General features: G+C 59.2%; 31 protein-coding genes. 10 read left to right on the forward strand and 21 right to left on the reverse strand.

Going from position 1 to position 26985, the window contains the following annotated elements; translation table 11 throughout:
- Nucleotides 1-10: 10 nt before the first annotated feature.
- The 7 genes from AC2FIR_RS12050 to AC2FIR_RS12080 all read left to right on the forward strand — a co-directional run bounded on the left by AC2FIR_RS12050 (nucleotide 11) and on the right by AC2FIR_RS12080 (nucleotide 6283).
- The gene (locus tag AC2FIR_RS12050) at nucleotides 11-1177 is read left to right on the forward strand and encodes a D-alanyl-D-alanine carboxypeptidase family protein (RefSeq protein ID WP_496746158.1); all 1167 of its coding nucleotides are present in this window, start codon (nucleotides 11-13) and stop codon (nucleotides 1175-1177) included.
- Nucleotides 1174-1800, forward strand: a complete 627-nt coding sequence (gene tmk, locus AC2FIR_RS12055; RefSeq protein WP_480525275.1) for a dTMP kinase — start codon at nucleotides 1174-1176, stop codon at nucleotides 1798-1800. Before AC2FIR_RS12050 ends, tmk begins: the two co-directional genes overlap by 4 nt.
- Nucleotides 1801-1807: 7 nt before the next feature.
- Nucleotides 1808-2929, forward strand: coding sequence for a DNA polymerase III subunit delta' (locus AC2FIR_RS12060; protein WP_496762434.1), 1122 nt, complete (start codon nucleotides 1808-1810; stop codon nucleotides 2927-2929).
- A complete protein-coding gene (locus AC2FIR_RS12065) occupies nucleotides 2926-3732 on the forward strand; it encodes a TatD family hydrolase (protein WP_496746154.1) in 807 nt (268 codons plus the stop codon). The genes AC2FIR_RS12060 and AC2FIR_RS12065 overlap by 4 nt, the downstream gene beginning before the upstream one ends.
- The gene (locus tag AC2FIR_RS12070) at nucleotides 3729-4526 is read left to right on the forward strand and encodes an MBL fold metallo-hydrolase (RefSeq protein ID WP_170615417.1); all 798 of its coding nucleotides are present in this window, start codon (nucleotides 3729-3731) and stop codon (nucleotides 4524-4526) included. The genes AC2FIR_RS12065 and AC2FIR_RS12070 overlap by 4 nt, the downstream gene beginning before the upstream one ends.
- A gap of 66 nt (nucleotides 4527-4592) precedes the next feature.
- A complete protein-coding gene (locus AC2FIR_RS12075; protein ID WP_480890390.1) occupies nucleotides 4593-5525 on the forward strand; it encodes an AEC family transporter in 933 nt (310 codons plus the stop codon).
- Between the two features lie 62 nt (nucleotides 5526-5587).
- Nucleotides 5588-6283, forward strand: a complete 696-nt coding sequence (locus AC2FIR_RS12080; RefSeq protein ID WP_496746152.1) for a CbiX/SirB N-terminal domain-containing protein — start codon at nucleotides 5588-5590, stop codon at nucleotides 6281-6283.
- A 99-nt stretch (nucleotides 6284-6382) separates the two neighbouring features.
- On the opposite strand, the gene AC2FIR_RS12085 is transcribed toward AC2FIR_RS12080, so the two are convergent.
- From AC2FIR_RS12085 to AC2FIR_RS12110, 6 genes are all read right to left on the reverse strand, one after another.
- Nucleotides 6383-7102, reverse strand: coding sequence for a GGDEF domain-containing protein (locus AC2FIR_RS12085; RefSeq protein ID WP_496762436.1), 720 nt, complete (start codon nucleotides 7100-7102; stop codon nucleotides 6383-6385).
- A 29-nt stretch (nucleotides 7103-7131) separates the two neighbouring features.
- On the reverse strand, nucleotides 7132-7398 hold the full coding sequence (locus AC2FIR_RS12090; protein WP_496762438.1) for a hypothetical protein: 267 nt from the start codon (nucleotides 7396-7398) through the stop codon (nucleotides 7132-7134).
- On the reverse strand, nucleotides 7395-7982 hold the full coding sequence (locus AC2FIR_RS12095) for a heme NO-binding domain-containing protein (protein WP_170615409.1): 588 nt from the start codon (nucleotides 7980-7982) through the stop codon (nucleotides 7395-7397). The genes AC2FIR_RS12090 and AC2FIR_RS12095 overlap by 4 nt, the downstream gene beginning before the upstream one ends.
- Before the next feature lie 101 nt (nucleotides 7983-8083).
- Nucleotides 8084-9643, reverse strand: a complete 1560-nt coding sequence (locus AC2FIR_RS12100) for a trimethylamine methyltransferase family protein (protein ID WP_170615407.1) — start codon at nucleotides 9641-9643, stop codon at nucleotides 8084-8086.
- A gap of 105 nt (nucleotides 9644-9748) precedes the next feature.
- Complete coding sequence (locus AC2FIR_RS12105) at nucleotides 9749-10450, reverse strand: HAD family hydrolase (RefSeq protein ID WP_170615405.1); 702 nt, start codon at nucleotides 10448-10450, stop codon at nucleotides 9749-9751.
- Between the two features lie 24 nt (nucleotides 10451-10474).
- On the reverse strand, nucleotides 10475-10759 hold the full coding sequence (locus AC2FIR_RS12110; RefSeq protein WP_170615403.1) for a DUF3572 domain-containing protein: 285 nt from the start codon (nucleotides 10757-10759) through the stop codon (nucleotides 10475-10477).
- An 88-nt stretch (nucleotides 10760-10847) separates the two neighbouring features.
- Between AC2FIR_RS12110 and AC2FIR_RS12115 the strand changes: the two genes are divergently transcribed.
- Nucleotides 10848-12248 carry a diguanylate cyclase gene (locus tag AC2FIR_RS12115; protein WP_496715624.1) on the forward strand — a complete coding sequence of 467 codons (1401 nt, stop codon included), beginning with the start codon at nucleotides 10848-10850 and terminating at the stop codon, nucleotides 12246-12248.
- 18 nt (nucleotides 12249-12266) lie between these two features.
- Here the strand turns inward: AC2FIR_RS12115 and AC2FIR_RS12120 are convergent, their stop codons facing one another.
- The 4 genes from AC2FIR_RS12120 to AC2FIR_RS12135 are packed head-to-tail and all read right to left on the reverse strand — an operon-like array spanning nucleotide 12267 to nucleotide 14165.
- A complete protein-coding gene (locus AC2FIR_RS12120) occupies nucleotides 12267-12740 on the reverse strand; it encodes a periplasmic heavy metal sensor (RefSeq protein WP_170615399.1) in 474 nt (157 codons plus the stop codon).
- Complete coding sequence (locus tag AC2FIR_RS12125; RefSeq protein ID WP_170615397.1) at nucleotides 12737-13084, reverse strand: hypothetical protein; 348 nt, start codon at nucleotides 13082-13084, stop codon at nucleotides 12737-12739. Before AC2FIR_RS12125 ends, AC2FIR_RS12120 begins: the two co-directional genes overlap by 4 nt.
- Nucleotides 13077-13691 carry an RNA polymerase sigma factor gene (locus AC2FIR_RS12130; protein ID WP_170615395.1) on the reverse strand — a complete coding sequence of 205 codons (615 nt, stop codon included), beginning with the start codon at nucleotides 13689-13691 and terminating at the stop codon, nucleotides 13077-13079. The genes AC2FIR_RS12125 and AC2FIR_RS12130 overlap by 8 nt, the downstream gene beginning before the upstream one ends.
- 6 nt (nucleotides 13692-13697) lie before the next feature.
- Nucleotides 13698-14165, reverse strand: coding sequence for an EF-hand domain-containing protein (locus AC2FIR_RS12135; protein WP_496746149.1), 468 nt, complete (start codon nucleotides 14163-14165; stop codon nucleotides 13698-13700).
- Nucleotides 14166-14364: 199 nt separating this feature from the next.
- On the opposite strand from AC2FIR_RS12135, the gene AC2FIR_RS12140 reads away from it, so the two are divergent.
- Together AC2FIR_RS12140 and AC2FIR_RS12145 are read left to right on the forward strand one after the other, a co-directional pair.
- A complete protein-coding gene (locus tag AC2FIR_RS12140) occupies nucleotides 14365-14763 on the forward strand; it encodes a DUF983 domain-containing protein (RefSeq protein ID WP_170615392.1) in 399 nt (132 codons plus the stop codon).
- Nucleotides 14764-14772: 9 nt separating this feature from the next.
- Entirely contained in the window at nucleotides 14773-15474 is a 702-nt protein-coding gene (locus AC2FIR_RS12145) for an NUDIX hydrolase (protein WP_170615390.1), read from the forward strand.
- 9 nt (nucleotides 15475-15483) lie between these two features.
- On the opposite strand, the gene AC2FIR_RS12150 is transcribed toward AC2FIR_RS12145, so the two are convergent.
- The 11 genes from AC2FIR_RS12150 to nuoH are packed head-to-tail and all read right to left on the reverse strand — an operon-like array spanning nucleotide 15484 to nucleotide 26790.
- Nucleotides 15484-17151 (reverse strand): ribonuclease J, encoded by a 1668-nt coding sequence (locus AC2FIR_RS12150; RefSeq protein WP_496746148.1) that lies wholly within the window; start codon nucleotides 17149-17151, stop codon nucleotides 15484-15486.
- Entirely contained in the window at nucleotides 17148-17927 is a 780-nt protein-coding gene (locus AC2FIR_RS12155) for a type III pantothenate kinase (protein WP_170615386.1), read from the reverse strand. The genes AC2FIR_RS12150 and AC2FIR_RS12155 overlap by 4 nt, the downstream gene beginning before the upstream one ends.
- A gap of 11 nt (nucleotides 17928-17938) precedes the next feature.
- A complete protein-coding gene (locus AC2FIR_RS12160) occupies nucleotides 17939-18688 on the reverse strand; it encodes a biotin--[acetyl-CoA-carboxylase] ligase (protein WP_496762440.1) in 750 nt (249 codons plus the stop codon).
- A 54-nt stretch (nucleotides 18689-18742) separates the two neighbouring features.
- Nucleotides 18743-20185, reverse strand: coding sequence for an NADH-quinone oxidoreductase subunit NuoN (nuoN, locus tag AC2FIR_RS12165; RefSeq protein ID WP_496746145.1), 1443 nt, complete (start codon nucleotides 20183-20185; stop codon nucleotides 18743-18745).
- A 15-nt stretch (nucleotides 20186-20200) separates the two neighbouring features.
- Nucleotides 20201-21745 (reverse strand): NADH-quinone oxidoreductase subunit M, encoded by a 1545-nt coding sequence (locus AC2FIR_RS12170; RefSeq protein WP_170615380.1) that lies wholly within the window; start codon nucleotides 21743-21745, stop codon nucleotides 20201-20203.
- Complete coding sequence (gene nuoL, locus AC2FIR_RS12175) at nucleotides 21745-23934, reverse strand: NADH-quinone oxidoreductase subunit L (protein ID WP_496746143.1); 2190 nt, start codon at nucleotides 23932-23934, stop codon at nucleotides 21745-21747. Before nuoL ends, AC2FIR_RS12170 begins: the two co-directional genes overlap by 1 nt.
- A 6-nt stretch (nucleotides 23935-23940) precedes the next feature.
- Nucleotides 23941-24246, reverse strand: coding sequence for an NADH-quinone oxidoreductase subunit NuoK (gene nuoK / locus AC2FIR_RS12180; RefSeq protein WP_005984024.1), 306 nt, complete (start codon nucleotides 24244-24246; stop codon nucleotides 23941-23943).
- Nucleotides 24247-24250: 4 nt separating this feature from the next.
- Entirely contained in the window at nucleotides 24251-24853 is a 603-nt protein-coding gene (locus AC2FIR_RS12185) for an NADH-quinone oxidoreductase subunit J (protein ID WP_170422538.1), read from the reverse strand.
- Complete coding sequence (locus AC2FIR_RS12190; RefSeq protein WP_496746140.1) at nucleotides 24850-25260, reverse strand: carboxymuconolactone decarboxylase family protein; 411 nt, start codon at nucleotides 25258-25260, stop codon at nucleotides 24850-24852. The genes AC2FIR_RS12185 and AC2FIR_RS12190 overlap by 4 nt, the downstream gene beginning before the upstream one ends.
- Nucleotides 25257-25751 carry an NADH-quinone oxidoreductase subunit NuoI gene (gene nuoI, locus AC2FIR_RS12195; RefSeq protein ID WP_480489566.1) on the reverse strand — a complete coding sequence of 165 codons (495 nt, stop codon included), beginning with the start codon at nucleotides 25749-25751 and terminating at the stop codon, nucleotides 25257-25259. Before nuoI ends, AC2FIR_RS12190 begins: the two co-directional genes overlap by 4 nt.
- Before the next feature lies 1 nt (nucleotide 25752).
- On the reverse strand, nucleotides 25753-26790 hold the full coding sequence (gene nuoH, locus AC2FIR_RS12200) for an NADH-quinone oxidoreductase subunit NuoH (protein ID WP_170615372.1): 1038 nt from the start codon (nucleotides 26788-26790) through the stop codon (nucleotides 25753-25755).
- Nucleotides 26791-26985: the final 195 nt, after the last annotated feature.

Consider the following 26985-nt stretch of genomic DNA (forward strand, 5'->3'; position numbering starts at 1 on the left):
GGGCCCCTACGTGCTATCCTCTCTGCGAACATCTGTCTTAACGCTTGGGCTTGCCGTACTGGCCCTGCCTGCAAGCGCCTATGATACGACCGCGCGTGCCGCTTATGTCATCGACCAGACGACAGGCACGGTTTTGCTTTCCAAGGAAGCCGACCTGCCGCTGCCACCGGCATCGATGTCCAAGCTGATGACGCTCTATGTTGCGTTTGAGGCGCTGCGGGACGGGCGCCTGACACTGGATGAAAAACTGCCGGTGTCGGAACACGCGATGAGCTATGGCGGCTCGACCATGTTCCTGAATACGCAGGACCGCGTGCGGGTCGAAGATCTGCTGCGCGGTATCATCGTTCTTTCTGGCAACGATGCTTGCGTCGTCATCGCCGAAGCGCTCAGCCCGGATGGAACCGAAGCCGGATTTGCCCGCTACATGACCCAACGCGCCAAGCAGATGGGCATGAACAAGTCGAACTTCGCCAATTCCAACGGCTGGCCCGCTGCCGGGCATATGATGTCCGTACATGACCTTGCCGTTCTTGCGGACCGCCTCATTGCCGATTTTCCGGAATACTATCCTTTGTTCGCCGAAGAGGAATTTGAATTCGACGGCCGCGCACCTTCGAATGCACGCAACCGCAACCCGCTTCTGAAACTGGATATTGGCGCGGACGGGTTGAAAACCGGGCACACTCAGGAGGCGGGCTATGGTCTGGTCGGTTCGGCCAAGCAGGGTGATCGGCGTGTGATCTTTGTTCTGTCCGGCCTCGACAGCACGGCCCGCCGCGCAGAGGAGGCTGAGGCCGTGGTTAACTGGTCGTTTCGAAATTTTGTCGAGAGGACGGTTGCCAACCCGGAAACGCCGATAGCCGAAGCCAAATTGTGGATGGGTGCACAGAAGACGGTGGGATTGGTCCCCGAGGGCGATCTGACCCTGCTGTTCCCGGTTCTGGGCGATCAGGACGTGCAGGCCGAAGTGGTTTATGACGGCCCGATCAATGCGCCCGTCGCAAAGGGGCAGCAACTGGCGGAACTGGTGATCAAACCTGAAGGTCTGCCGGAAATCCGCCGCCCGCTGGTTGCATCCGAAAACGTGCCGCTCGGTGGCTTTGTGGTTCGCATGATGACAGTGGGCGGAATTGTTCTGAAGGACGTGATCAACGGCCCGCTGGGTGCAATGTGACGCGGCGCGGATTGTTTGTCACTTTTGAAGGGATTGACGGATCAGGCAAATCGACTCAGGCGCGCAGGCTTGCGGAACGCCTGCGCGAAGCTGGTCATGAGGTTGTCCTGACCCGCGAACCCGGCGGCTCAGCCGGGGCGGAAGAAATCCGGAAGCTGGTGCTTGAAGGGGACCCCGACCGATGGTCGGCCGAAACTGAAATCCTGCTGTTCACAGCGGCTCGGCGCGATCATCTTGAGCGCACCATCGAACCCGCCTTGGCTGCGGGAAAGGTGGTGATCTGCGACCGTTTTGCCGACAGCACGCGCATGTATCAGGGCCTGTCCCGTGGCGATCTGCGGGGCCTGGTAGACCAACTGCACAGCTTGATGATCGGGCGCGAGCCGGATCTGACACTGCTGATCGACATGGACCCCAATACCGGCCTGTCTCGCGCCAAAGGGCGGCAGGGCACCGAAGAGCGGTTCGAAGATTTTGGCCCGGCCCTGCAACAACAGATGCGCGCAGGTTTTCTTGCGCTGGCGGATGAATATGCCACCCGGTTTCGCGTCGTGGATGGTAACCGAAACATGGACAGTGTCGCGCAGGATGTGACAGAAATCGTCATGCAAGCCTTGCCATAGACGAACGATGAGCGACGACATCACTTTACCGGATCAGGCGCCCGGTGCACCGCACCCGCGCGAAACAGCCCGCCTTTTTGGTCAGGATGAGGCTGAACAGGCCTTTCTGTCTGCCTATACTTCTGATCGTTTGCACCATGGCTGGTTGCTGACCGGTCCGCGTGGGGTTGGTAAGGCAACACTGGCGTGGCGTATCGCCCGGTTTTTGCTTGCAACTCCGCCAGCAGATGATGGCGGGTTGTTTGGCGCCCCCCCTGCCCCGCAAACGCTGGATATCGACCCCGAACATCCTGTCGCGCATCGCATGCTGGCCGGAGCGGAACCCGGCCTTGCGACAATCACCCGGTCGCTGAACGATCAGGGTCGGCTGCGCAATGAGATCGTGGTCGACGACATCCGCAAACTCGGTCGGTTCTTTGGCCTGTCCTCTGCGGATGGCGGTCGGCGCGTGGTGATTGTGGATTCGGCGGATGAAATGAATGTCAGCGCGGCAAACGCGTTGCTGAAAATGCTGGAAGAGCCTCCGGCGCGGACAACGTTGCTGCTGGTTTCCCATCAGCCCTCGCGGCTGCTGCCGACGATCCGGTCCCGATGCCGAACATTGCGCCTGTCTCCGTTGGGACCCGACGACATGCAGACAGCGCTGACGCAGACCGGGGCTGAACTGCCGGCACAACCCGACCATCTGGCGGCGCTGTCCGCAGGGTCGGTCGGGGATGCGGTCCGCCTGATCAATCTGGGCGGGCTGGAGATCTATGCCGAACTGATCGGCATTCTGGGCACACTGCCCAGGCTTGACCGGCAGCGCGCCCTTGCTTTGGCCGAAGCCGCCGCACAACGGGGTGCGGCAGACCGGTTCGATCTGTTGCTGACCCTGATTGATTTGGCCCTGTCCCGACTGGCGCTGACCGGCGCAAAAGGCGAACCGCCAAGTCCCGAAGCTGCCCCGAATGAGGCGCAAACACTGTCGCGATTGTCAGGATCACCGCATCAGGCGCGGCAATGGTCCGAAGCCGCGGCACTGATCACGGCACGCGCACGTCATGGACAGGCGGTGAACCTTGACCCCGCCGCTCTGGTCCTAGATACGGTGTTCAAGATACAGGAAACCGCCGGTCAGAGCAGATGAGCACTACCCCTACGATCACCGACAGCCATTGCCATCTGGATTTCCCCGATTTCGACGGGCAGCTTGACGACATCATCTCACGCGCCGCCGAAGCGGGCGTGACCCGCATGGTTACGATCTGCACCCGGCTGCGAAACGAGGCCACCGTGCGCGCGATTGCCGAAGCACACGCTCCGGTGTTTTACGCTGCGGGAACGCACCCCATGAGTGCGGCGGACGAACCCCTGGCAAGTGTCGACCAACTTGTCGCCCTCTCGCGCCATCCGAAATTCGTTGGCATCGGCGAAACCGGGCTCGATTATCATTACACCGCCGAAAGCGCCGAGATTCAGAAGAAGTCACTGCGTATTCATATCGAAGCCGCGCAGCGCACCAATCTGCCCCTGATCATCCACGCGCGCGCCGCAGATGACGACATGGCCCGGATCTTGTCCGAGGAATACCGCAATGCGCCCTATTCCTGCGTGATGCATTGCTTTTCTTCATCCGCCGAACTGGCCAAGGCGGCGCTGGATCTGGGGTTCTATCTGTCGATGTCCGGCATCGCGGCATTTCCCAAAAGCCAGGAGTTGCGTGACATTTTCGCCGGCGCCCCGGTCGACCGTATTCTGGTCGAAACCGATGCGCCCTATCTCGCTCCGCCGCCGTACAGGGGCAGGCGCAATGAACCGGCCTATACCGCCCACACCGCCCGCAAGGGTGCCGAGGTGTTCGGCATGGATTACACCGAGTTCGCGGCGCGCACGCAGGCCAATTTTGACCGTCTGTTCACCAAGGCGGCGACATCACAGGCGGCTGCATGACCGAGCTGCGCTGCACCATCCTGGGCTGCGGATCGTCGGGTGGTGTGCCCCGGCTGGGCGGGCATTGGGGTGATTGCGACCCTGAAAACCCAAAAAATGTTCGCCGCCGCTGTTCCATGCTGGTCGAACGGGACGGCCCCGAGGGTACGACTTCGGTCCTGATCGATACTTCGCCGGATATGCGCAGCCAGTTGCTGGATTCGGGAACCGGGCGGCTGGATGGCGTGGTCTATACCCATTCACACGCCGATCATGTGCACGGCATCGATGATTTGCGGATGATCGTGTTCAACATGCGCACCCGGGTTCCGGTCTGGGCGGATGGCGACACGCAGAACGCTCTGCTGGGCCGGTTCGGGTATGCGTTCATTCAGCCCGAAGGCTCTCCTTACCCGCCTATTCTGGACCTCAAATCAATAGATGGCCCTTTCGAGGTGGACGGCCCCGGCGGTCCAATCCCGTTTCATCCGTTCAAGGTCAATCACGGCTCGATCGACTCGCTGGGGTTCCGATTGGGAAAACTGGCCTATCTGCCTGATGTCGCAGAGATTTACGACGATGCATGGACCGACATGCTGGGTCTGGATTGCCTTGTTATCGACGCCTTGCGCCGGTCGCCGCATCCGACACATGCCCACCTGGAAAAGACCCTGGGCTGGATCAAAAAGCTGCAACCACAGCGCGCCATTCTGACCAACATGCATATCGATCTGGATTATGAAACGGTTGATACGGAAACCCCCGATCACATTACGCCTGCTTTTGACGGCATGGTGATCCGGCAGGCGCTCTGACCCTGTTACCGGCGCCTGCGATATCGCCCTTCGGGCCATCCCCGATCTCGCAGGCGGGACGCTAGAATGCTGCAAAGCCTGATCAACGTCATTCTGCCGGTCTTTCTGGTGATTGGTGCAGGCTATGCGTCGACCCGATTGGGTTACTTCAAGGAAATCCACATCGACGGGTTGATGAAGTTCACCCAAGGGTTTGCCATCCCCTGCCTGCTGTTTCTGGCAATTGCCCACCTTGACCTGAGCGCCAGCTTTGATCCCCGGTTGTTGGTCAGTTTCTATACCGCCGCCGCTTTGTGCTTTACGGCCGGACTTTTTGGCGCACGTCTGATCTTTGGCCGCGAGTGGGAGGATTGTGTCGCCATCGGGTTTTGCTGTCTGTTTTCGAACTCGGTGCTGTTGGGCCTGCCAATCACAGAACGCGCATATGGCCCCGAGAACCTGACTGGCAATTACGCCATCATCGCGTTTCATTCGCCCTTCTGTTACGGGGTTGGCATCACGGTCATGGAGATCATCCGCAACCGTGGGAACGGTGGTGCGCATATGGCTCGGTCCGTTCTCACGGCCATGTTCCGCAACGCGCTGATTCTTGGGATTGCACTCGGCTTTGTGGTTAATCTGTCCGGGTTTGCAGTTCCGGCGGTCGTGGACGAGGCTTTGGGGCTGATCACCCGCGCCGCGCTGCCCGGCGCGCTTTTCGCTCTGGGCGGGGTGCTGGTAAAATACAAACCAGAAGGTGACTTTCGTACAATCGGTTTTGTCTGCTGCATTTCTCTGGCCCTGCATCCGGGGCTTGTCTGGCTGTTCGGCTCAGCGGTTGGCCTGCCGCAGGATCTGTTCCGCTCGGGCGTTCTGAATGCTGCGATGGCACCGGGCTTCAACGCGTATATCTTTGCAAACATGTATGGTCGCGCCAAACGTGTTGCCGCGTCGTCGGTTCTGATTGGCACCGCGGTTTCGATCCTGACAGTCTGGATGTGGCTGACCCTTTTAGGGTGATCCGGCATTGACAATCCGCACCCGGAAAACACCTATCGCGATATCACACAGGAGACCCGGCAATGCCTCATGCTCTTATCGTCGCTCATGGCCAACCATCGGACCCGGCCCCGGCCGAGGCCGCGCTCGCGGCGTTTGCTGATCAGGTCGACAGGCTGGCGCAAGGCGTCACGGTCCGATCGGCGACATTGGCCGCCCCGGGGGCATTGGAGTCGCGGTTGGCCGAGCTGCCTGAAGATGTTGCGATTTACCCCCTGTTCATGGCCAAAGGCTGGTTTGTAACGAGTGCCCTGCCGAGGCGGATCGGCGAGCGCAGTGCCCGTATTCTGGACCCTCTGGGCATTGATCCGGACTTGCCCGAACTGACCGCCAGGTCGCTGCTTGCGACGATGTCGGGGAAGAACTGGGAAACCAGCACGACGGATTTGGTGATTGCGGCCCATGGTTCCGGACGCAGCCGCAACCCTTCTGCCGTGACAAACAGTTTTGCTGATCAGTTGAGGGCGCATTTGCCCTTCCGCTCTGTCCGTGTTGGATTTGTCGAGGAACCGCCCTCTATTGCCGAATCCGCAACCGGACTGGGCGAACGTGCGCTGTGTCTTCCGTTTTTTGCCTGCACCGGTGGTCATGTTCTGCAGGACGTTCCAGAACAATTGCAGCAAGCCGGTTTCCAAGGTGTTACATTGCCCGTGATCGGAGAGCTGCCTGAAATTCAGTCTCATATCGCGGATGTTCTGACCCGCGAATGCGCCGCATGACAGGCCTTTTCAAAAAATCTGCACCGTTTCGGTTTCAACGCACATCTGCCGAACAACTGTTGTCCGATACAAAGCTAAAAAAGCCGAGTGACGCCTCAGCTATTGCGGTTTGGCCATGTGTTCGCATTGGGCCGCGTTGGCAAGGTCGGAATAAAGGTGATGACGGGACTTGCCGTTTCGCTTGGCCTCGTACAAGGCCTGATCAGCGGCATGCAGTATTTCGGCAGACTTGAGGATATCAAACTGTGTGGAAATCGCCGTTCCAATGCTGGCTGAAATCCGACAGGGGTTCTGATCGAAACTCATCGGCTCGCGAAGCCTGCCGATCAAACGGCCTGCAATCGCCGACAGCTTCTTTTCATCCGTCAGGTCCCTAAAAACAATAACAAACTCATCCCCACCCATTCTGACAACCGCATCATCGCTGCGTGTCTCTTCAACCATGATCCGCGCGGCCTCTTGCAGAACAAAGTCACCGGCCGCGTGTCCCAACTTGTCGTTCACGGACTTGAAGAAGTCCAGATCAAGGTGCATCAGGGCAAAATCGGTTTGCGTCGATGCCATCTGGCCCAGTATGTGATCCATCGCGCGACGGTTTTTCAGGCCGGTCAACGTATCGGTAAAAGCCTGTTCTTCCGCCGCCACCCTGGCGTCCTGAAGGCGCCGGTTCAACGATCGCGACGCCTCCATCGCTGCGGACTTGGCCTCGACCAAATAAAGAAGCTCAATCGCAAGTTCAGCACCGGAAAAATCTGCGCTGGTCAGCGCGTAGTCGCGAACAGCATCTAGGATCGAAATACCAAACGAAAGGTTGATCACCGCGCCACCTTGATCCGGCAGCGGGGTTATCAGCCTTTCAAAGCCGTGCGTGGTTCATCGTGAAACCGCAGGTGCAGCTTTGCACCCGCCATGGACATCAGAACGGGAACGGTCGACACGGTCCGGGGGCGGACCAATTCAAACAAGTCTAGAAAATTCTGCCCGGCCATTGCGCGTTCCGGCCGGAGCTTTTGCAGCGTCGGTCCGACCTGAACAATCCGCCCGTCATTGTCCAACAACAAGAACATCGGGCAAAGAGTTTCAAGCAAGACGCCCAGACCCCGCACATCCATCATGGTCTTCGCGCCCCAAGTTCAAATTGACGCCCTTCGGCAAAGGAACTCTCCACCAGGGCAATTGTAATGACATCAGCGTCCCCCTGTACGCCGTCATGGGACAGTATCACCAAAGCGCCGTAGTCATCCGCCATGGCTCGCAAAACTCCGACCATGACACTGGAGTATCCCGGCAAGCCCGGAAAACAGTGCAACTGGTATTCAGCGCCGGACAGTTCACGCAATTCAAGCGCGGGCAGAGACAGGTCGGATACCGCCAGCCTGACCCGGTCGGACAAGTCGTCCAGGGAATGCAGAAACTCCACGTACGTCACGCCGCCAAAACGCAGCAGGCGCCGCAACCCTTCGGTATTCGGATGCGAGACAAGATATGTCCCAAGATCTTCAAGCATTTCGGCACGCGTGCGGTTCCGATCGGCGCACAGCGCATCCAAAACCCGCAGCGGCGTGTCCGTATCATAGACAAGCATCGCTTCGAACTCGACAAACCCGAGTTCAGCCGCCGCGGCAACGCGCAGCCAGCATGCCTGCCCATAGGTCGCGCATACGAAGGACTGTACCGCCCGGTTGATCAGACCATGCATCAATTGCCCCGGATTGATTTCGCGTTCAATCTGGCCAGATAATCCTTAACAAATACCCAATACCCGCTGCGAAACCGGAAATAGTGCAGCCATTCGAATTCCTAGAAATCCGTGGGCGCGCCACCTTCAGATTTACGCCGCGCGACAAAGTCGGCCAATTCTTCGCGAATGCCCTCATCCAATGCAGGTGGTTCAAAGCTTGTGATGATTTCCTTGAACATGTGATGCGCGCGCTCGGCTGTCCAGATGCCACCGGCCGCCGCCCAGCCTTCATAGTTCTTCCAATCACTCAGAAACGGCTGGTAGAACGCGGTCGAGTACCGGTCCTGTGTGTGCTGGATACCAAAGAAATGCCCGTCGTTACCAACCGCCCTGATCGCATCCAGCGCGATCTCGTCCGGCCCTGTGGCGCTGATTTCTGGCTGCATATATCTTTGGATCTGCTGCAGAATCTCGCAATCCATGATGAATTTTTCAGGGCTCGCGATAAGGCCGCCCTCAAGCCAGCCTGCAGCATGGTAGACCATGTTCGTTCCCGACTGCACCGCCGCCCACAGCGAGTTCGATGTCTCCCATATCGCCTGCCCATCCGGGACGTTTGCAGCACAAACACCTGATGAGCGCATCGGCAGTCCGTAGAAACGTGCCATCTGCCCGGTCATTTGCGTCGACCGCATGTACTCCGGCGTCCCGAAGGCCGGAGCGCCGGACTTCATGTCTACATTTGAGGTGAAGGTTCCGATCACACAGGGAATACCAGGACGTACATACTGAAACAACGCAATGGCACACAGTGCTTCGGCCAGCGACTGCGCGACTGCCCCGGCCATGGTCACGGGCGCCATGGCCCCCGCCAGGGTAAATGGCGTTACCACAATCGCCTGCCCCCGACGGGCCAGTCGCAGACAGCCATCAATCATCGGGAAATCGTGCTTGAGAGGTGATGTCGAGTTGATGTTGGTGTACATCCGCGGCTTCGACTCGAACTCCTCATGGCTGAGGCCGCTGGCGATGCGCACCATTTCCATGACATCTTCCACGCGCTCCTTACCCAGCGAATAGGCGTGCATGGCCTTGTCGGTCAGGGTCAGCTTGTCATACAGCACGTCCAGATGTCGCACACTGGCGTGAATATCCACCGGCTCGACCGGATAGCCGCCAGCAAAATGGATACAGTTGAAGTACTGCGTCAGCTTCAGCAGGTTCCGGCACATCTCGCGATTCCCCGAAACCTTGGTGCCGATCTCCATATCCCAGTAGTTCGGCGGCGAAGAGACGTTCCCGAACAGCATGGTCTTGCCGCCGACTTCGATCGTTTTGTCCGGGTTTCTAGGCGTGATGGTAAAGCTTGACGGCGCTTTGGCGATCATTTCCATGACAAAGTCGCGCCCCATGCGCACATTGTCACCGTTGATGGTACATCCTGCTTCGCGCAGAATGCCCAGCGCCTCCTTGTTGTAGAACTCGATACCGATCTCTTCGAGTATTCGCATCGCGCCCTCGTGGATCGCCTCGATCCCGGCCTGATCCAGCGGCTCGGTGGGTCTGTCGATATTGACGGGTGGGTTCCACGGCATCTGATCGATGACTGCGCTGCCCCGGCGAGCTGCGGCTCCCGAACGTCCACCACTTCTGCGTCTGCGCGTATTGCTGTCGGCCATTTGTTCCTCCGAGGCTTTTTATCAAAAAGCCCCGAAGTCTGGAACATGGCCGCTCTGTCTGCGACAGGTTGTGTCGGTTTCTTATTCCAAACCGCCGAAATCCGCTCAGATCGACCGATTTTCCGCCAGCCAAGCAGGAATATGTCCGATATCCGGCAATACAACATCGGCCATCGGCGCGAGCGTTTCAGGGCCTGCAAGACCGGTCAAAACCCCGATGGTGGTCATGCCGGCGGCGCGGCCTGCCTGCAGGTCATGCAGGCTGTCGCCAACCATGACCACATTCGCCGGGTCCACACACACTTGTGCGGCAAAAGCCAGCAACTGGCCCGGTCCCGGTTTGCAGCCGTGGCCGCTGTCATATCCCGCGACAAAGTCGAAATGATCCCGGATTCCAACGGATGACAAATGCTCCAGCGCGGGTCTTTCACTGTCATTGGTGGCAACGCCCAGCTTGAAGCCGGCTTCCCGTAGCTGTTCCAGAAAAGGCACAAGCGGAACGGCCGGTGCCTGTGGGGCCGCGGCGGATTCCTCGTCGATCAACTCGATCAGGGCCTCGCAGGTCATCTCGGGCAAATAGGGAAGAAGCGCTTCTGCAATTTCCACAACGCTTGCGGCAATTACGATGCTGTCATCCGAATAGGCCCCCTTCTCGGGATCAAACCCGATCACCAGCGCAAGTTCCTCCGCTTTTGATTTGTCACCCGATGACAGACGCAGCAGCAGACTGCGCCCAAATGTGCCCCAGGTGTTTGCAAAGTCAAACAAGGTACCGTCCTTGTCGAACACGATGGCGTTTATTGGCATTGGGGCTCCTGCAAAAAAGTCGTCTCAGGTCCAGTGAACATCGGCTTCGCCGGACAACGCGGCGCGCGCCTGACCCGGCAAGTCATAAGGGACCGAATTGGCATCACAAAAAGCGATCACCCACGAATCGTCAAGCATCAGAAACTCAAGAACCGACGCCATGAAATCCGGCTCGCCAGCGCGGGCGCGCAGATCGCCGACCGATGCACCGGTCGAACCCAGAAACACCGGTAGAAGTTCCTCGTTACCGACAAGCCAGGTCAGCACATTCAGCGCCAGAGTTTCCGCCGAATTGCCGGAGATTGCCATATTCAAGCCTCGGATCAGAACTTGGAAAGGGTTTGTTAACCAGACTCATAAACACTTTGGCAGCACATGCAATCAACGGTGAACGAATATGTCCGTGCAAGGAACGATCCTTGTCCTAGACGGGGCCTCGACCAATCGCATCATGCTGAAGGTTCAGCTTACGGCGGCATGGTATCACGTCGTTCAGGGTGAGAAGCTTGAGGGGCTGACACCCCTATTGCGCCGTGTGCGGCCGGATCTGGTGCTGACGGCGCTCGCGCTGGCAGATGGAACCGCCGCAGATGTAAAGCGGTTGATTCAGAACATTCCGGATCTTGGAGACATCCCCGTTGTCGCCATCGCCCCGCAGAATGACAAAGCGGCCCGGCTTGAGGCGCTGTCTGCCGGGTTGGACGACGTTCTGGCCCATCCGTTCAAGGACAATTTGCTGATGGCGCGGGTTCGCAGCCTGCTGCGCATGCGCGCGGACGTGCAGGACCTTCAGTTCAAGGAAGATACGCTTCCCATCGGCTTCGCCGAACCTCCCGCCACATTGATCGCACCAACCGCGCCATCGCGGGTCGCAATTCTGGCCCCGTCCCACCGCACAGGTGCGTCGTGGTGCCGGGCTCTGCAGCAGCAGACGCATCATTACCTTTCCAAGCACACCCAATCGAACCTGAAAGACATCCTGTCAGGCCCTGTTCCGGATGCAATTGTCGTGGACCTGAACACCGCGCCTTCTTCCCTCAACGTTCTGGCAGACCTGAGATCGCGCAGCGCCACACGACACACCGTCCTGATCGGCGTTCTGGACAAAGAACACGCGCCCAATGCAGCCGAAGCGCTGGATCGTGGGGCCGACGCAGTTTGCCTGGGCGACTTCTGCGCACGTGAGATTGCGCTGCGACTGGACAGTCTGATTGCCCGCAAGTCCCGCACCGATCAGATGCGCGCCTCATTGCGTCGCGGACTTGCTGACTCATGGGTCGACCCGCTGACAGGTCTAAACAACCGCCGGTTTGCGATGCAGGCCGTTGGCCATATCGTCCGGCGATCCCGGCACACCGGCCGTGGGTGCGCTCTGATGCTGGCCGACCTTGATCACTTCAAGGCAATCAATGACCGGTATGGTCATGCCGCCGGAGATCATGTTCTGACCGAAGCGGCCAGACGCATGCGAAACGCGCTTGGCCCCCGCGGCTTTGTCGCCCGTTTCGGAGGTGAAGAGTTTATGATCGGGGTGCCTGACGCAACCAATGCGCAGGCATTGAACCTGGCAGATGCGATGTGCAGATCGATTCGCGAAAGGCCCTTTTCGCTGCCGGACCAGAACGGGTTCACCCAAGTCACGACCAGCATTGGCCTGAACGTGTTTCGGCCCCCTTACCCGCAATACCAAACCGAACACGCGCTTCTGGACAGTTTGATCAAATCCGCAGACAAAGCTCTTTATGATGCGAAAAAAGCCGGTCGCAACCAGATCAGCACCCGGCAAAGCGCGGCGTAACACCGGTTTCAGCGCGCTTTAGTCCTTTTTCTTGTGCCAATGCCGACCGCGTTTTGTCACTTCGTCCAGCCGGTCGGCATACACTGCCCGTTCTGCATCGCTCATTGCGATGACACGCGCCAGCCACTGCCCTTGCAGGGCACCCTGCAATTTCGCCGAAGCCCGCGCCTGCTGCGTCAGCAAAACCTCGACGGCGGCCGGATCGAATGGCACGGTTCGCAAGGCCTGGCTGAGAGCTGCGAAATCCTTTGACCTGTGCTGCGATCCCTCTTTGCGCAAACCGGACAGGTCCGACCGCATCGCAGTTCGCTCTGATTTGGGCAATGCCCTGTAAAGGGCCGATCCGAACCCCGGCGGCGCCTTGGCATGATCGCTGCCCTTGACCCTCATGAAGGTCCCCAAAGCGACACCGACAATCAGCAAGTTAAGGGCCAGGGACGCAGCCAGAAGTATCGGCATCCAACGGCGTTTTGGCTTGGGTGTTTCGCTCATTCCGTATCCTCCAGGAACACTGCATCCAGGTCCGCCACTTCATAGGTTGCGTCCTGCGAGAACAGATACGTCGCCGGGTCCGGCAGAAAGGCCGGAGCCGAGAACCCGATCCAGACACCCGCCGCACTGGCCGCGACCAGCCCGCCAAGGCCCTGCCAACCACCGATACCGTCCAGAAGGCGTTGCCACGTGCTGCGCCCCGGCGGGACAGGTTTGGCAAGCCGATCCAGTCGAACTTGTTCTGCGTCCGTCATAATCCGAACCGCCAGATCGTCCGGCAGGTGTCGACGCCCGGCTCTGGCCTGCGCAAACAGTTGATTCAGCTCGGTATCATCATCAGCCATCGTCATACCCCAGTTCGTCCCGACGCCCGGCAAGATATCCCGCCAAGGCGCGTTTTCCGCGTGCCGTCAGGCTTTCGACCGCTTCTACAGATATGCCCATGATCCCGGCAATCTCGGGGTTGGGCAGCTCTTCGATATGCCGCAATACAACTGCCTGTCGCTGCCGTTCGGGCAGATGAGACAGGGCGGATTGCAGCGCGTCTTTTCGGGCCTCGTCCTGCATGCGTTCAAACACGCTTGCGCTGGCATCCTCGGGATCGACACCTTCGGCCAGCCTGTCAGGCTGTTTCTTGCGGCGCAAGTCAACGCACAGGTTCAGGACCACGCGATACAGCCACGTTGAAACCTTCGCCTGCCCCGGCATCCAATCCGGCGCCATCTGCCAAAGGCGCATCATCGCGTCCTGCGTGACATCTTCGGCTTCGGCTCGGTTGCCCAGCATCCGCAGGGCGACGGAAAAACAGCGCGGGCCAAGCCGGTCGGTCAAAACACGCGCCGCCGCTGCGTCGCCGGCGGCAAACCGCTCCAGCAACGCATCGTCACCGATTGCGTCCGCGGCGCAAGTCCCGCCGCGAACGTCTTGCGTTGAGGAGGTCAGATCCTCCATCCCGCATCAGCTGTCGTCAGAGTCTGCCTTGCCACGCTTCTTGTGGTGCCGACCCATTCTGCCTTTTGCATCCGCAAATTCCTGCTCCGAGATCGTTCCGTCATCATTCGCATCGATCCGGTCAAACATCTTGTCAGCCCGGCGCGGTTTCGGCAACTCATCCGTGGTCAGGAAACCATCGTTATTGGCATCGTGTTCTTCAAACATACTTGCAATGCGGTCGCTGGTCTTTTTCTGCGCTGCCGCCTGCATCTCTTCGACGCTCAACTGGCCGTCCCCGTTGGCATCCGCATCGGTAAATCGCTGATTGCGATGGGCCAGCATTTCGTCTTTCGTAACCTGCCCGTCACCATTCGCATCCAGTTCCTGAAACGACACCGGTTCCCGGTTTTTCGACCCTGCGGCCAAAGCCGTTGTGCCTGTAATCGCAACTGCCGCAACTACAATTGCCGAAATGAACTTTGCGCTGTGCATGTCGTGTTTCCTTTTTTCGCGCGACCCCATTGCCGCTGCTTATGGTGCTAAAACGGGACAGCCGCAGATTTCCGTCGCAGGAAACCAAAAAATTTTTCAGACCATTTTTCGCCGGATGCGGTCATTGCGACGCACCCCCCTTTCAAGCAGACCCAAAGATGCGCAATATATGCGACATTCGAATGCGCGAGTTTTCATCATGACGGATCATACGATCGACACCACAACTCCTCAGGATCGTGAGACCTGGCCCGCACTGGTCAGAGGCTTTCGTTGCCGTTGCCCGAAATGCGGACAAGGCAAGCTGCTGTACAGCTACCTCAAGGTCAACGACAGCTGCGGCAATTGCGGGCAGGAACTGCACCACCACCGGGCGGATGATGGCCCTGCATACCTGACCATTCTGATTGTAGGCCACTTGCTCGCGCCCGCGCTGCACGTCTCATATGTGCACTGGCGCCCTGATCCGCTGACGATGGCCCTGGTTTTCGCCATTGGCTGTACGGTTCTGACCCTTGCCTTGCTGCCCAGGATGAAGGGGGCCGTCGTGGCCTATCAGTGGGCGCGGCGGATGCATGGGTTCGAACGGGCCCGGTGACGGACAGGCATGACCACAGACAAAACTGCAATTCGCAACGCGGCAACCGTAATTGTCCTGCGGGACAGAATGACCGAGCCGTCAATTCTGATGGGCCAGCGTGGGGCCAAAGCGGCTTTCATGCCAAACAAGTTCGTTTTTCCTGGCGGTGCAGTCGATGCCGCGGATGGTGATGTTCCGCTTGCCACGCCGCTGACTTCAAAGTGCCACGGCCGTCTGGCCGAGCGGGCAGAGACAAATTTGCAGAATGCGCTGGCTTCGGCCGCGATCCGCGAGTTGTGGGAAGAAACCGGCCTGATCCTGGGGCAACCGGGCACCTGGCCGGGAGACATCCCTGAAGACTGGCAGGGCTTTGCCGAGATGGGTTTTCGGCCCTCTGCGCAAGGCCTGCAGTTCGTGTTTCGCGCACTGACGCCGCCGGGCCGCCCCCGTCGCTTTGATGCGCGGTTCTTTCTGGTTGATGCCGATGAGGTACAAGGCGATCTGGACGATTTCAGCCATGCCTCGGACGAGCTGTCGCACCTGCAATGGGTCAGGCTGGATCAGGCGCGTGATTTTGACCTGCCCTTCATCACCGAAGTTGTTCTGGCCGAGATCGCTGCACGGGTCGCGGACACATCACCCCCGGCCTCTGTGCCGTTTTTCCTGAACAACGAAGAGGCCAGCCTGTTTCTGCGTCTCAAGGGCTATCCCATGCCCGAAGCAGACTGACCCGTCCGCTTATTTCATCCGGCTGATGACAACGGTAACTTCGGGCTTTTTCCCGGTCTCCGTTTTTGTGCTCTGACGCACGATCCGTCGCATCGCTTCTTCCAGCTTGTCATCATCGCGCAGGGTTTTGGCCTCGGCCCGCATCAGGAACTGGTTCAGGTCCTCCTCCAGCACCTCGACCAGCGCCGCGCGCGACGACCCAAGCTCCGGCAGGCCCATGGTGTCACACCAGGGCTCGCCCAGCGGTTCATCTTCTTCATCCAGAATAACCGTCACAGTCACGTGGCCGTTCAGCGCCATGCGAATCCGGTCCCGCACAACCCCATCCAGCGCGCCAATCTTGACGGTTCCGTCCAGATAGGTGCGACCGGTTTCCACGTAGTCCGCAACCTCGGGCGTATCCCCGGTCAAGTCCAGCATGGTCCCGTTCACGGCCAGCATACCGGTTCGGCCGCCCGCCTCGGCCAGCTTCGCATGTTCGCGCAGATGCCGGTGTTCACCGTGCATAGGGATGACCATCTGCGGGTTCATCAACTCGTGCACCCGCTCAAGGTCAGGGCGGTTGGCGTGGCCTGAAACGTGATACAGACCCGAACTGTCGTCCACCACGTCCACGCCCTTTTCGCTCAGCTGGTTCATGATGAATATCACGCCCCGCTCGTTGCCGGGAATGGTTTTGGAGGAAAACAGAAACAGGTCGCCGTCCTTCAACTCAAGTCCGCGATACTTTCCACGCGCCAACTGTGCGCTTGCGGCCCGGCGCTCACCTTGGCTGCCGGTCACGATCAGCATCAGGTTCTGACGCGGCATATCCACCGCCTCTTCGGCGCTGACGACGCGGGGAAAGTCCGAAAGGATGCCGGTTTCCGTCGCGGCCTCGATCATGCGGCGCATGGCGCGCCCCAGCAGAACAACAGACCGGCCGGCCCGTTGACCGGCCTCGGCCAGGGTTTTGACCCGCGCGACGTTTGAGGCGAATGTGGTCGCGACGACCATTCCGTCGGCCTCTTCGAACAGTCGTGTGATTTCGGGCCCGACTTCACTTTCCGAGCGTCCAGGATGGGACGAGAACACGTTTGTACTGTCACAGACCAGCGCCTTGACGCCGGGATTGGCTACTTCGGCCCACAGATCGGGATCGAAGGCTTCGCCCACAACAGGGTTGGCATCCAGTTTGAAATCGCCCGTATGCACGATCCGGCCAGCCGGGGTGTCGATCACAAGCGCCGCACTTTCGGGGATGGAGTGTGAGACCGGCAAAAATCCGACCGTAAACGGACCCACCTGAATCTGTTCGGGCCAGGCAGACGCTGTGCGCACCGCGTCCTCCGGATGGCCGTATTCCTCCATCTTGCGGCGCGCGATATTGGCGGTGAAGACCCGCGCATAGATCGGCGCGTTCAGCGCGTCATAACAATGCGCAACCGCACCAACATGGTCTTCGTGCGCGTGGGTCACGAATACCGCGTCCAGCCGGTCCGCACGTTCCCGCAGCCATGAGATATCGGCATGGATCAGGTCAACGCCCGGGGTGGTATCCATATCCGGAAACGTCACGCCCAGATCCACAAGGATCAGCCGTTCCTGCCCCGGTTTGCCATACCCGTAGACATAGGCGTTCATGCCAATCTCGCCCGCGCCGCCCAGCGGCAAATAGATCAATCTTTCGCTGCTCATGCCGAGCCGTTTTCCTTGTTGTAGCGATGTATCACAGTCAGACCGTGCATCGTCAGATCATCCTCGATTGCGTCGAACCCCACGTCGGCCTGATCGAACAGAGGCGCAAGCCCACCGGTTCCAACGACTTTCATCGGCATTCCGTATTCAGCCTTGATCCGGGAAATCAGCCCTTCGATCAGCCCGGAATAGCCCCAATACACGCCGGACTGGATACAGCCAACCGTATTTGTCCCGATCACTTTTTCCGGGCGGGTTATGTCGATATGCGGCAATGCCGCCGCGCCCTGATGCAATGCCTCAAGACTCAGGTTCACGCCGGGGGCGATGATGCCGCCGACATAGGCACCATCTGCGGCCACCACGTCGAAATTGGTCGCAGTGCCGAAGTCCACCACAACGACATTGCCGCCATGCCGATCAAAGGCACCGACGGCATTGGCCAGCCTGTCTGGCCCCGGAACCGTCCCCTCATCCACGCGCGGGGGCACGGGCAGCAGACAGTCCGGCCGGCCCACGACCAGCGGGCGGCAATCAAAGAAACGGTCCGCAAAAACCCGCAGGTTGAAAACCACGCGCGGCACGGTCGAAGCGATGATGACATCGGTGATTTCCGCTTCGATCCCATAGTGTTTCACCAAGGTCGAGTACCAGGTGAAATACGCATCAGCCGTACGGGCGTGATGGGTTGACGTGCGCAGGGTGCACAGGAACTTCTCGCCATCCCAGATCGAGAAAACGGTATTCGTGTTGCCGCAGTCGATAGCCAGAAGCATGTTCGCCTCCCTCAGAAAAACACATCGGCCGCAGGAATGCTCACCCGGCCTTTCGCGGTGTTTAAGACAAGGTTTCCTGTCGCGTCTACAGTTTCGAAGGTTCCAACCGTTTCTGACGCTGCGGTCCGGGCGGTAATAACCTCGCCCAACCGCGCCGCACGGGACAACCATGCCTTTCGGATCGGATCAAACCCAAATGTGGCGAACTGCGTCTCGTACCGCGCATAGGCCGCGGCCATTTCCGTCAGGAAATCTTCGGGCGACACCTGCGCCCCTGTTTCCGACAACAACGATACGGGCCGAACAGCGCCCGGTTCGACCATATCCGCTCCCGGAGCTTCGGTCAGGTTGACGCCGATGCCGATCGCCAGATGCGACGCCTCGCGCCCGTGGCCGGTGCTTTCCAGCAATATGCCGGCCAGTTTACCGCCGTTCAGCAGAACGTCATTGGGCCATTTCAACGACAAACCGGTCGCCCGGCCTGAAACAGCGACGCATGCATCGAACAGGGCCAGAGCAGCCACAAAGCTTCGCAGGGCGGATTGTTCCGGGTTGCCCTGTGGGCGCATCAGCAAGGTCGCCGCCAGATTACCTTTCGGATTGGCCCAAACCCGTCCCCGTCTGCCCCGCGCCGCCGTCTGGTGATGGGCCATGATCCAGACAGGTCCCTGCGCAGTCGGAGCGATCCGGGCCGCTTCGTTCAGGGTGCTGTCCACCTCCTGCACAACATGCAGGCCGTATCCGGTGGGCCACCCGCTCATGTCAAAAAGGCCCGGTCACAAGACCGAGCCTCCTGAATGTTGCGAAAGGGAAGATCAGTTGACAAGTGTCGCCGCCGCCGCCGCAGCCGCCCCCTCGATCCCGAACTGGTAGAACACGCCGATCAGCATGAGTGCCGCCGACCCCATCAGAGCGACCCACAGAACCGGTGTGGAATGTGCCTCGATCGGTTCTTCATTCTCTTCACCGAAGTACATGTAGAACACGATCCGCAGATAATAGAAGGCACCAATGACCGAAGCGATGGCCGACACAATGACCAACCCGGTCAACCCCGCGCCGACACCGGCCTGCCAGACGCCGAACTTGGCGAAGAAGCCCAGCATCGGCGGCACCCCGGCCAGGCTGAACATCAGGATCAGAACGGCCAGTGCCTTGCCCGGATCACGCTTGGAGTATTGGCGCAGAGCGTCAATGTCAGTGACCGGTTTGCCGTCACGCTCCATCATCAGGATGAAGGCAAACGTGCCGATGTTCATGGTCACATAGATTGCCAGATACATCAGCATCGCCTTGACGCCCATTTCCGTGCCTGCAGCTAGGCCGATCATCGCGTAACCCATATGAGCGATTGATGAAAACGCCATCAGTCGCTTGATGTTGCGTTGTCCAATCGCGGCAACCGCACCCAGCAGCATCGACAGAACCGAAAGCAGCACAATCACCTGCTGCCAGTCTTTTACCACGCCACCAAAGGCGTCATGCATCAGTCGGGCAAACAGCGCCATAGCGGCCACTTTCGGAGCGGTGGCAAAGAAGGCCGTAATCGGCGTGGGCGACCCTTCGTAAACGTCCGGTGTCCACATGTGGAACGGCACAGCCGACACTTTGAACGCAAGCCCCGAGATCAGGAAGATCAGACCAAACAGAAGGCCAATCGAGACGTCGCCGTGGTGAACCGTCTGGATAATGCCCGAGAACAGCGTGGTGCCGGTGAAACCATAGACCAGCGACGCACCGTAGAGCAGCAAGCCCGAACTCAGCGCGCCCAGAACGAAGTATTTCAGACCGGCTTCGGTCGACTTTGCACTGTCACGACGCAGGGCGGCCACCACATAAAGCGACAGCGATTGCAGTTCCAATCCCATGTAAAGGGACATCAGGTCGCCGGCACTGACCATCATCATCATGCCAACAGCGGCCAAGGCCACCAGCAAGGGGTATTCAAACCGCAGCAGACCGCGGCGGGTCATGTAATCCTGGCTCATCACCAGAACGGCGGCGGCCGACAACAGGATTGCAACCTTGGCAAAGCGCGAGAACCCGTCATCCACGAACATGCCGTTGAACGCGACATTGGTGCCGTCGCCATTTGTGGCAATCCAGAAGGACAGCAGCGCCATCAGACCTGCCGTCGCCCAGACCAGAACCGGCGCCAGCCCGTCTTTCGTCGTATAGACAGCCCCGATCAGAGCAGCCATCGCATACACGGCCAGAACGATTTCCGGCAGGATTATTGTCAGATCAGCCTGGATCATGTCTCCAAAGCTCCCTTAATGCGAGGCGGCCGTCTGGGTCGCGGCCTCAGCCGCGGCCAGAGCCGTGTCATAGTTCGAAATCAATGCAGCGGTCGATTGGCCGATCACATCTGTCACCAGCGACGGGTAGACACCCAGCAGGATGGTCATCACGATCAGCGGCGCAAAGATCAGCCGCTCGCGCGAGCTCATGTCTGTCATTGCCTTCAGGCTTTCCTTGATCAGGTCGCCAAAGACAACACGGCGATACAGCCACAGCGCATATCCGGCCGAGAAGATTACACCGCTTGCGGCGACCGCAGTCACCCAGGTGTTGACTTGGAATGCACCCATCAGGGTCAGGAATTCGCCAATGAACCCAGAGGTGCCCGGCAAGCCGACATTGGCCATGGTGAACAGCATGAAGACCAGCGCATAGGCGGGCATCCGGATCACCAGACCTCCGTACGCTTCGATGTCGCGGGTGTGCATCCGGTCATAGATTACTCCAACGCAAAGGAAGAGCGCCGCCGAGATGAACCCGTGGCTGAGCATCTGGAAGATCGCACCGTCAATACCCTGCTGGTTCGCCGCGAAAATCCCCATAGTCACAAAGCCCATGTGCGCAACGGATGAATAGGCAATCAGCTTCTTCATGTCCTCCTGCACCAGCGCAACCAGCGAGGTGTAGACAACCGCGATGGCCGACATCCACAGCACCAGATCGGTCATCACCGCCGAGCCCACGGGGAACATCGGCAGGCTGAACCGCAGGAAACCGTAGCCGCCCATCTTCAGCAGGATCGCCGCCAGCACGACCGAGCCCGCAGTCGGGGCCTGCACGTGCGCGTCCGGCAGCCAGGTGTGGACCGGCCACATCGGCATCTTCACGGCAAATGACGCAAAGAACGCCAGAAACATCAGCGTCTGCATTCCGCCGACAATGTAGATGCCCAGAACGCTGAACCCTTCGGACGAGAACTGATGCGTCATCAGCGCCTCGATATCCGTGGTTCCCGCATCCGAATACATCGCGACCATCGCCACCAGCATCAACACGGAACCAAGGAAGGTGTAGAGGAAGAACTTGAAACTGGCGTAAATGCGGTCCTTGCCGCCCCAGATGCCGATGATCAGGAACATCGGGATCAGACCTGCCTCGAAGAACAGGTAGAACAGCACCAGATCCAGCGCCATGAACACGCCCAGCATCAGGGTTTCCAGCATCAGGAAGGCAACCATGTATTCCTTGACGCGGGTCGTCACATTCCAGCTGGCCAGAATGGTCAGCGGCATGATGAAGGTGGTCAGCAGCACGAACAACACGCTGATGCCATCCACGCCCATCTTGTATTTCAGGCCCATCAGCCATTCACCCTCTTCCACCATCTGGAAGCCGGTGTTGGACGGATCAAAGCCGGTATAGATGCCGATCGACACCAGGAAGGTGACGGTGGTCGCCAGCAGTGCGATCCATTTCGCATTGCGCTGTGCCGCGGCATCATCGCCTTGCAGGAACAGTGCCAGAATACCGGCCGCCGCTGCGGGGATGAAGGTGACGATGGAGAGGATGTTATCCATTAGTGTGCGCCCCCGCCAATCGACATCCAGGTGATCAGGGCTGCGATGCCCAGTACCATCCAGAAGGCGTAAGTAAAGATGTACCCCGTCTGCGCCTTGCCTGCGAGGCGGGTAAAGAAGGGAACTACGCCCATGGCAACCCCATTCAGGAAGCCGTCAATCGTGTTGCCGTCACCGCGTTTCCAAAGGAACCGCCCCAAAGCCACGGTGGGTTTGACGAAGATCGCGTCGTAGATCTCGTCAAAGTACCATTTGTTCAGCAGGAACAGGTACAGCGGACGCTGGTTTGCAGCCAGTCGCGCAGGCAACGATGTGTTCACAATGTAGAACCAATAGGCCACGACAAAGCCCAGCAGCATTGCGATGAAAGGCGAAACCTTGACCCATTTCGGCGCCGCATGTGCATCGTCCAGCACATGGTTGTCCGGTGCGATATACAAGGCGCCCTCACCTGGTTCTCCGGCAAAGACATAGTGGTGATCGCCGCCTTTTGCGTCCTTGTCACCATGAACGGCATCCTCGCCATGCCCTTCATCCGCGTGCGCTGTGTCCGCATGAGCTTCTTCAGCTTCGTCACCGTGATGCTCCTCGGCGGTACCATCAGCCACATGCTCGGAATGCGTTTCGGCGTCGTGACCTTCCGCATGCTCCGAGGCTTCGGCCACGGGGATGCCGTAGAACTTGCCGACCTTGTCGGTATGCCCAAAGAAGGGGCTGTACCAGAGCATCCCGGCAAAAACCGCACCAAGTGACAGAACCCCAAGCGGCACCAGCATTGTCATCGGGCTTTCATGCGCGTGATCATGCGTATGCTTGTCGCCGCGCGGGTCGCCATAGAAGGTCAGGAAGATCAGACGCCAGCTGTAGAACGAGGTGAACATCGCCGCAATAACCAGCATCCAGAAGGCATAACCCGTACCGCCCGCATAGGCGCTTTCAATGATGGCATCCTTGGACAGGAAGCCGGCAAAGCCGAATGTCGTCAGCGGGATGCCCACGCCGGTAATGGCCAGCGTACCAATCATCATCGCCCAGAAGGTATAGGGAATCTTTTTCCGCAGACCGCCGTATTCCGTCATCTCCTGCTCGTGATGCATCGCGTGGATCACCGAACCGGCCCCAAGGAACAGCAGCGCCTTGAAGAACGCGTGCGTCAGCAGGTGGAACATCGCAGCGGAATACATGCCGACACCAGCGGCCACGAACATATAGCCCAGCTGCGAACAGGTCGAATAGGCGATAACGCGTTTGATGTCGGTCTGCACCAGACCCACGGTCGCCGCAAAGAATGCGGTCGAGGCCCCAAGGAAGGTGATGAACCCGGTCGCACCCGGCGCGAACTCCATCAGCGGCGACATGCGGCAGACCAGGAACACACCCGCCGTCACCATGGTCGCGGCATGGATCAGCGCCGACACCGGCGTCGGGCCTTCCATCGCGTCCGGCAACCAGGTGTGCAGGATCAACTGCGCCGACTTGCCCATCGCGCCGATGAACAGCAGGACACAGATCACTTCGATTGCAGTCCATTCACCCCACAGGAAATGCAGCTTTTCTTCGGCCAAAGCCGGAGCTGATGCAAAGATGTCCGAGAAGTTGATGCTGTCGGTCAGGAAAAACAGCGCGAAAATCCCCAGCGCAAAGCCAAAGTCACCCACTCGGTTGACGATAAAGGCTTTCATCGCGGCCGCATTGGCGCTGGATTTGCGATAATAGAACCCGATCAGCAGATAGGAAGCGACGCCCACGCCTTCCCAGCCAAAGAACATCTGAACCAGATTGTCCGCCGTCACCAGCATCAGCATGGCGAAGGTAAAGAACGACAGATAGGCAAAGAAGCGCGGCTTATAGCTTTCACCCTCGCGCCATTGCGGATCGTGATCCATGTAGCCAACAGAATAGAGGTGAACCAGCGCCGAGACCGTCGTCACCACAATCAGCATGATCGCGGTCAGGCGGTCCAGACGTATGGCCCAGCTTGTCGACAGCGAACCGCTCTCGATCCAGCGCATGATCTCGATCTGCTGGGTCACACCGTCAAAGGTGAAGAAAACAATCCACGACAGCAGACAGGCCAGAAACAGCAGGCCCGTCGCGGTCCACATGGCGGCTTTCTCGCCAATGAACTTCCAGCCGAACCCGCAAAGCAACGCGCCCACCAGCGGGGCAAAGAGGATGGTGGTTTCCATGTTCTCTTACCCCTTCATCATATTGACGTCTTCAACCGCGATGGTGCCGCGGTTGCGGAAGAAGCAGACCAGAATGGCCAGCCCGATCGCCGCCTCGGCCGCCGCCACGGTCAGAACGAACAGCGTAAACACCTGCCCGACCAGATCGCCGAGAAAGCTGGAAAACGCCACGAGGTTGATATTTACCGCCAGCAGCATCAGTTCGATGCTCATCAGCAGGATGATGACGTTCTTGCGGTTCAGGAAGAGACCGAAGATGCCGATGACGAACAGCGTCGCCGCGACCGTAAGATAGTGTTCAAGCCCGATCATCGTCTCAAAGTCCCTGCCCCGGTTTCACGTCCTTCAACTCCATCGCCTTGGCTGGGTCGCGCATCATCTGGCCGACGATGTCCTGACGCTTGATGTCCTGACGGTGGCGTAGGGTCAGCACAATCGCACCGATCATCGCCACTAGCAGGATCAAACCCGCCAGCTGGAACAGAAGGAAGTATTGATCATAAAGAATTACGCCCAGTGCCTCGGTGTTGTGGCGGTCCGCCGGGATCGGCTGCGCCAGATTGGCCGCTGCGCCCTGCGCGCTATCCCATGCGCCAAAGGCCATGACGAACTGCATCAGGATGACCAGACCGATCAGCAGGGCCAGCGGCATATAGCGCGCCATCTCGGCCTTCAGTTCGGCAAAGTCCACGTCCAGCATCATCACCACGAACAGGAACAGCACCGCGACCGCGCCCACATAGACGATGATCAGCAGCATCGCCACGAACTCGGCCCCCAGCAGCACGAACAGCCCCGCCGAGGACAGGAAGGACAGGATCAGCCACAGCACCGAGTGCACCGGCTGGCGGCTGATCACCGTGAACAGCCCGCCGGTGATGGCGCTGATAGCAAACAAATAGAAGGCAAAGACGGTCATTGATCCTCATCCTCGTTATCGCCCATGACCTCTTGCGCCAGATCCAGCGCGCGGGTCATAGCCGGGATGCCGGCAAAGACCGACATCTGACCGATCGTTTCCACGATCTCTTGTTTCTTGGCACCAGCCTCAAGCGCGTGGCGCACGGTCTGGCGAACGGCCGACTCCGCCTGTGCGCCCTGACAGGTCAACCCGGCCAGCGTCAGCAGCAGGCGGGTCTTAGCGTCCAGCCCGTCCTTGTTGACGGTGTTGCCGAACATCATCTCCATGACCTCTTTGGGCATGGTCGGCCACAGCGCTTCGAAACCCTTGGGCGAGAAATTCTCCATCGCCGGGTTCATCGCCTTGGCCATGTCCTGAGCCTGCTTCATCATCAGCTCGAACGGATTTGTCGGGCTGTCAGTCATCGGTACGGCGCGTCCATTTCCAGGTTGCGGGCGATCTCGGCTTCCCAGCGTTCACCGTTATCCAGCAGCTTTTCCTTGTCGTAGAACAGCTCTTCCCGGGTTTCCGTGGCGAATTCGAAGTTCGGGCCTTCGACGATTGCATCGACCGGGCAGGCCTCTTGGCAGAAGCCGCAATAGATGCACTTGGTCATGTCGATGTCATAGCGTGTCGTGCGGCGGCTGCCGTCCTCGCGCGGTTCGGCATCGATGGTGATGGCTTGCGCCGGACAGATCGCTTCACACAGTTTGCAGGCGATGCAGCGTTCCTCGCCATTCGGATAACGGCGCAGGGCATGCTCACCGCGGAAACGTGGGGACAGAGGGCCCTTTTCATGCGGGTAATTCAGGGTGGCCTTGGGGGCGAAGAAGTACTTCAGCCCCAGTTTCATACCGACCCAGAAATCCTGCAGCAGGAAATACTTGGCAGCGCGGGTGTAGTCGATGTTTGTCATATCAGCCTCCTACGCTCCAACGGGCGAATGCACCCCAGAACCAGTCGAATTTCGCCGCAAAAGCCACGAAGACCACCCAAGCCAGTGAGAACGGCAGGAACACTTTCCAGCCCAGCCGCATCAGCTGGTCATAGCGGTAGCGGGGCGTGATGGCCTTGACCATCGCGAAGATGAAGAAGAAGAACGCCATCTTGGCGACCATCCACAACACGCCGTCCGGAAGACCCGGGATCGGGGACAGCCAGCCGCCGAAGAACAGCAGCGAAGTCAGCGCGCACATCAGGAAGATGGCGATGTACTCTCCCGCCATGAACAGCAGGAAGGGCGTGGCCGAGTATTCGACCTGATAGCCGGCAACCAGTTCCGATTCCGCCTCGGGCAGGTCGAAGGGCGGGCGGTTGGTTTCGGCCAGCGCCGAGATAAAGAACAGGAACACCATCGGGAAATGCGGCAGCCAGTACCAGCTGAAGAAGCCGAACGAGCCATCCTGCGCCCGAACGATATCACCGAAATTCATCGAACCGGTCGAAATGATGATGCCGATAATTATCAGGCCGATCGAGACCTCATAGGAGATCATCTGCGCGGCGGACCGCAGCGAGCCCAGGAATGGGTACTTTGAGTTCGACGCCCAACCGCCCATGATCACACCGTAAACTTCCAGCGAGGACACGGCGAAGACATAGAGGATGGCGACGTTGATATCCGACAGAACCCAGCCATCGTTGAACGGGATCACGGCCCAGGCGATCATTGCCAGAACGAAGGACGTCAGCGGCGCAAGGATGAAAACCGTGCGGTCAGCGCCTGCCGGGATCACGACCTCTTTCACCACATACTTCAGCGCGTCCGCCACCGATTGCAGAAGGCCATAGACGCCGACCACGTTGGGGCCGCGGCGCATCTGGACAGCAGCCCAGATCTTGCGGTCGCCGTAGACAAGGAACAACAGCGAAATCATCACAAAGGCAACGACTGCAAGCACTTGCGCCAGAATGATGATGGCTATTCCGCCTGGGGTGTTAAAGAAATCAGCCATTGGTCCTCACACCGTGGGTATTCCGTTTTCCGCGAACGATGCAAAGGCCACGTGCCTGCGCAAACTGCGGCTGGGTCGGCGCGTTGGTGTAAACAGCATCCGCCGCCCATGCGCTACCCTTAATCTTGGGTTTCACACACAAATCAGGCGCAGCATACTGCCACCCGGCAGTCGCGTTTGCCCGCGATATGAAAC

This window comes from Ruegeria sp. CDSB136, from assembly GCF_059610965.1.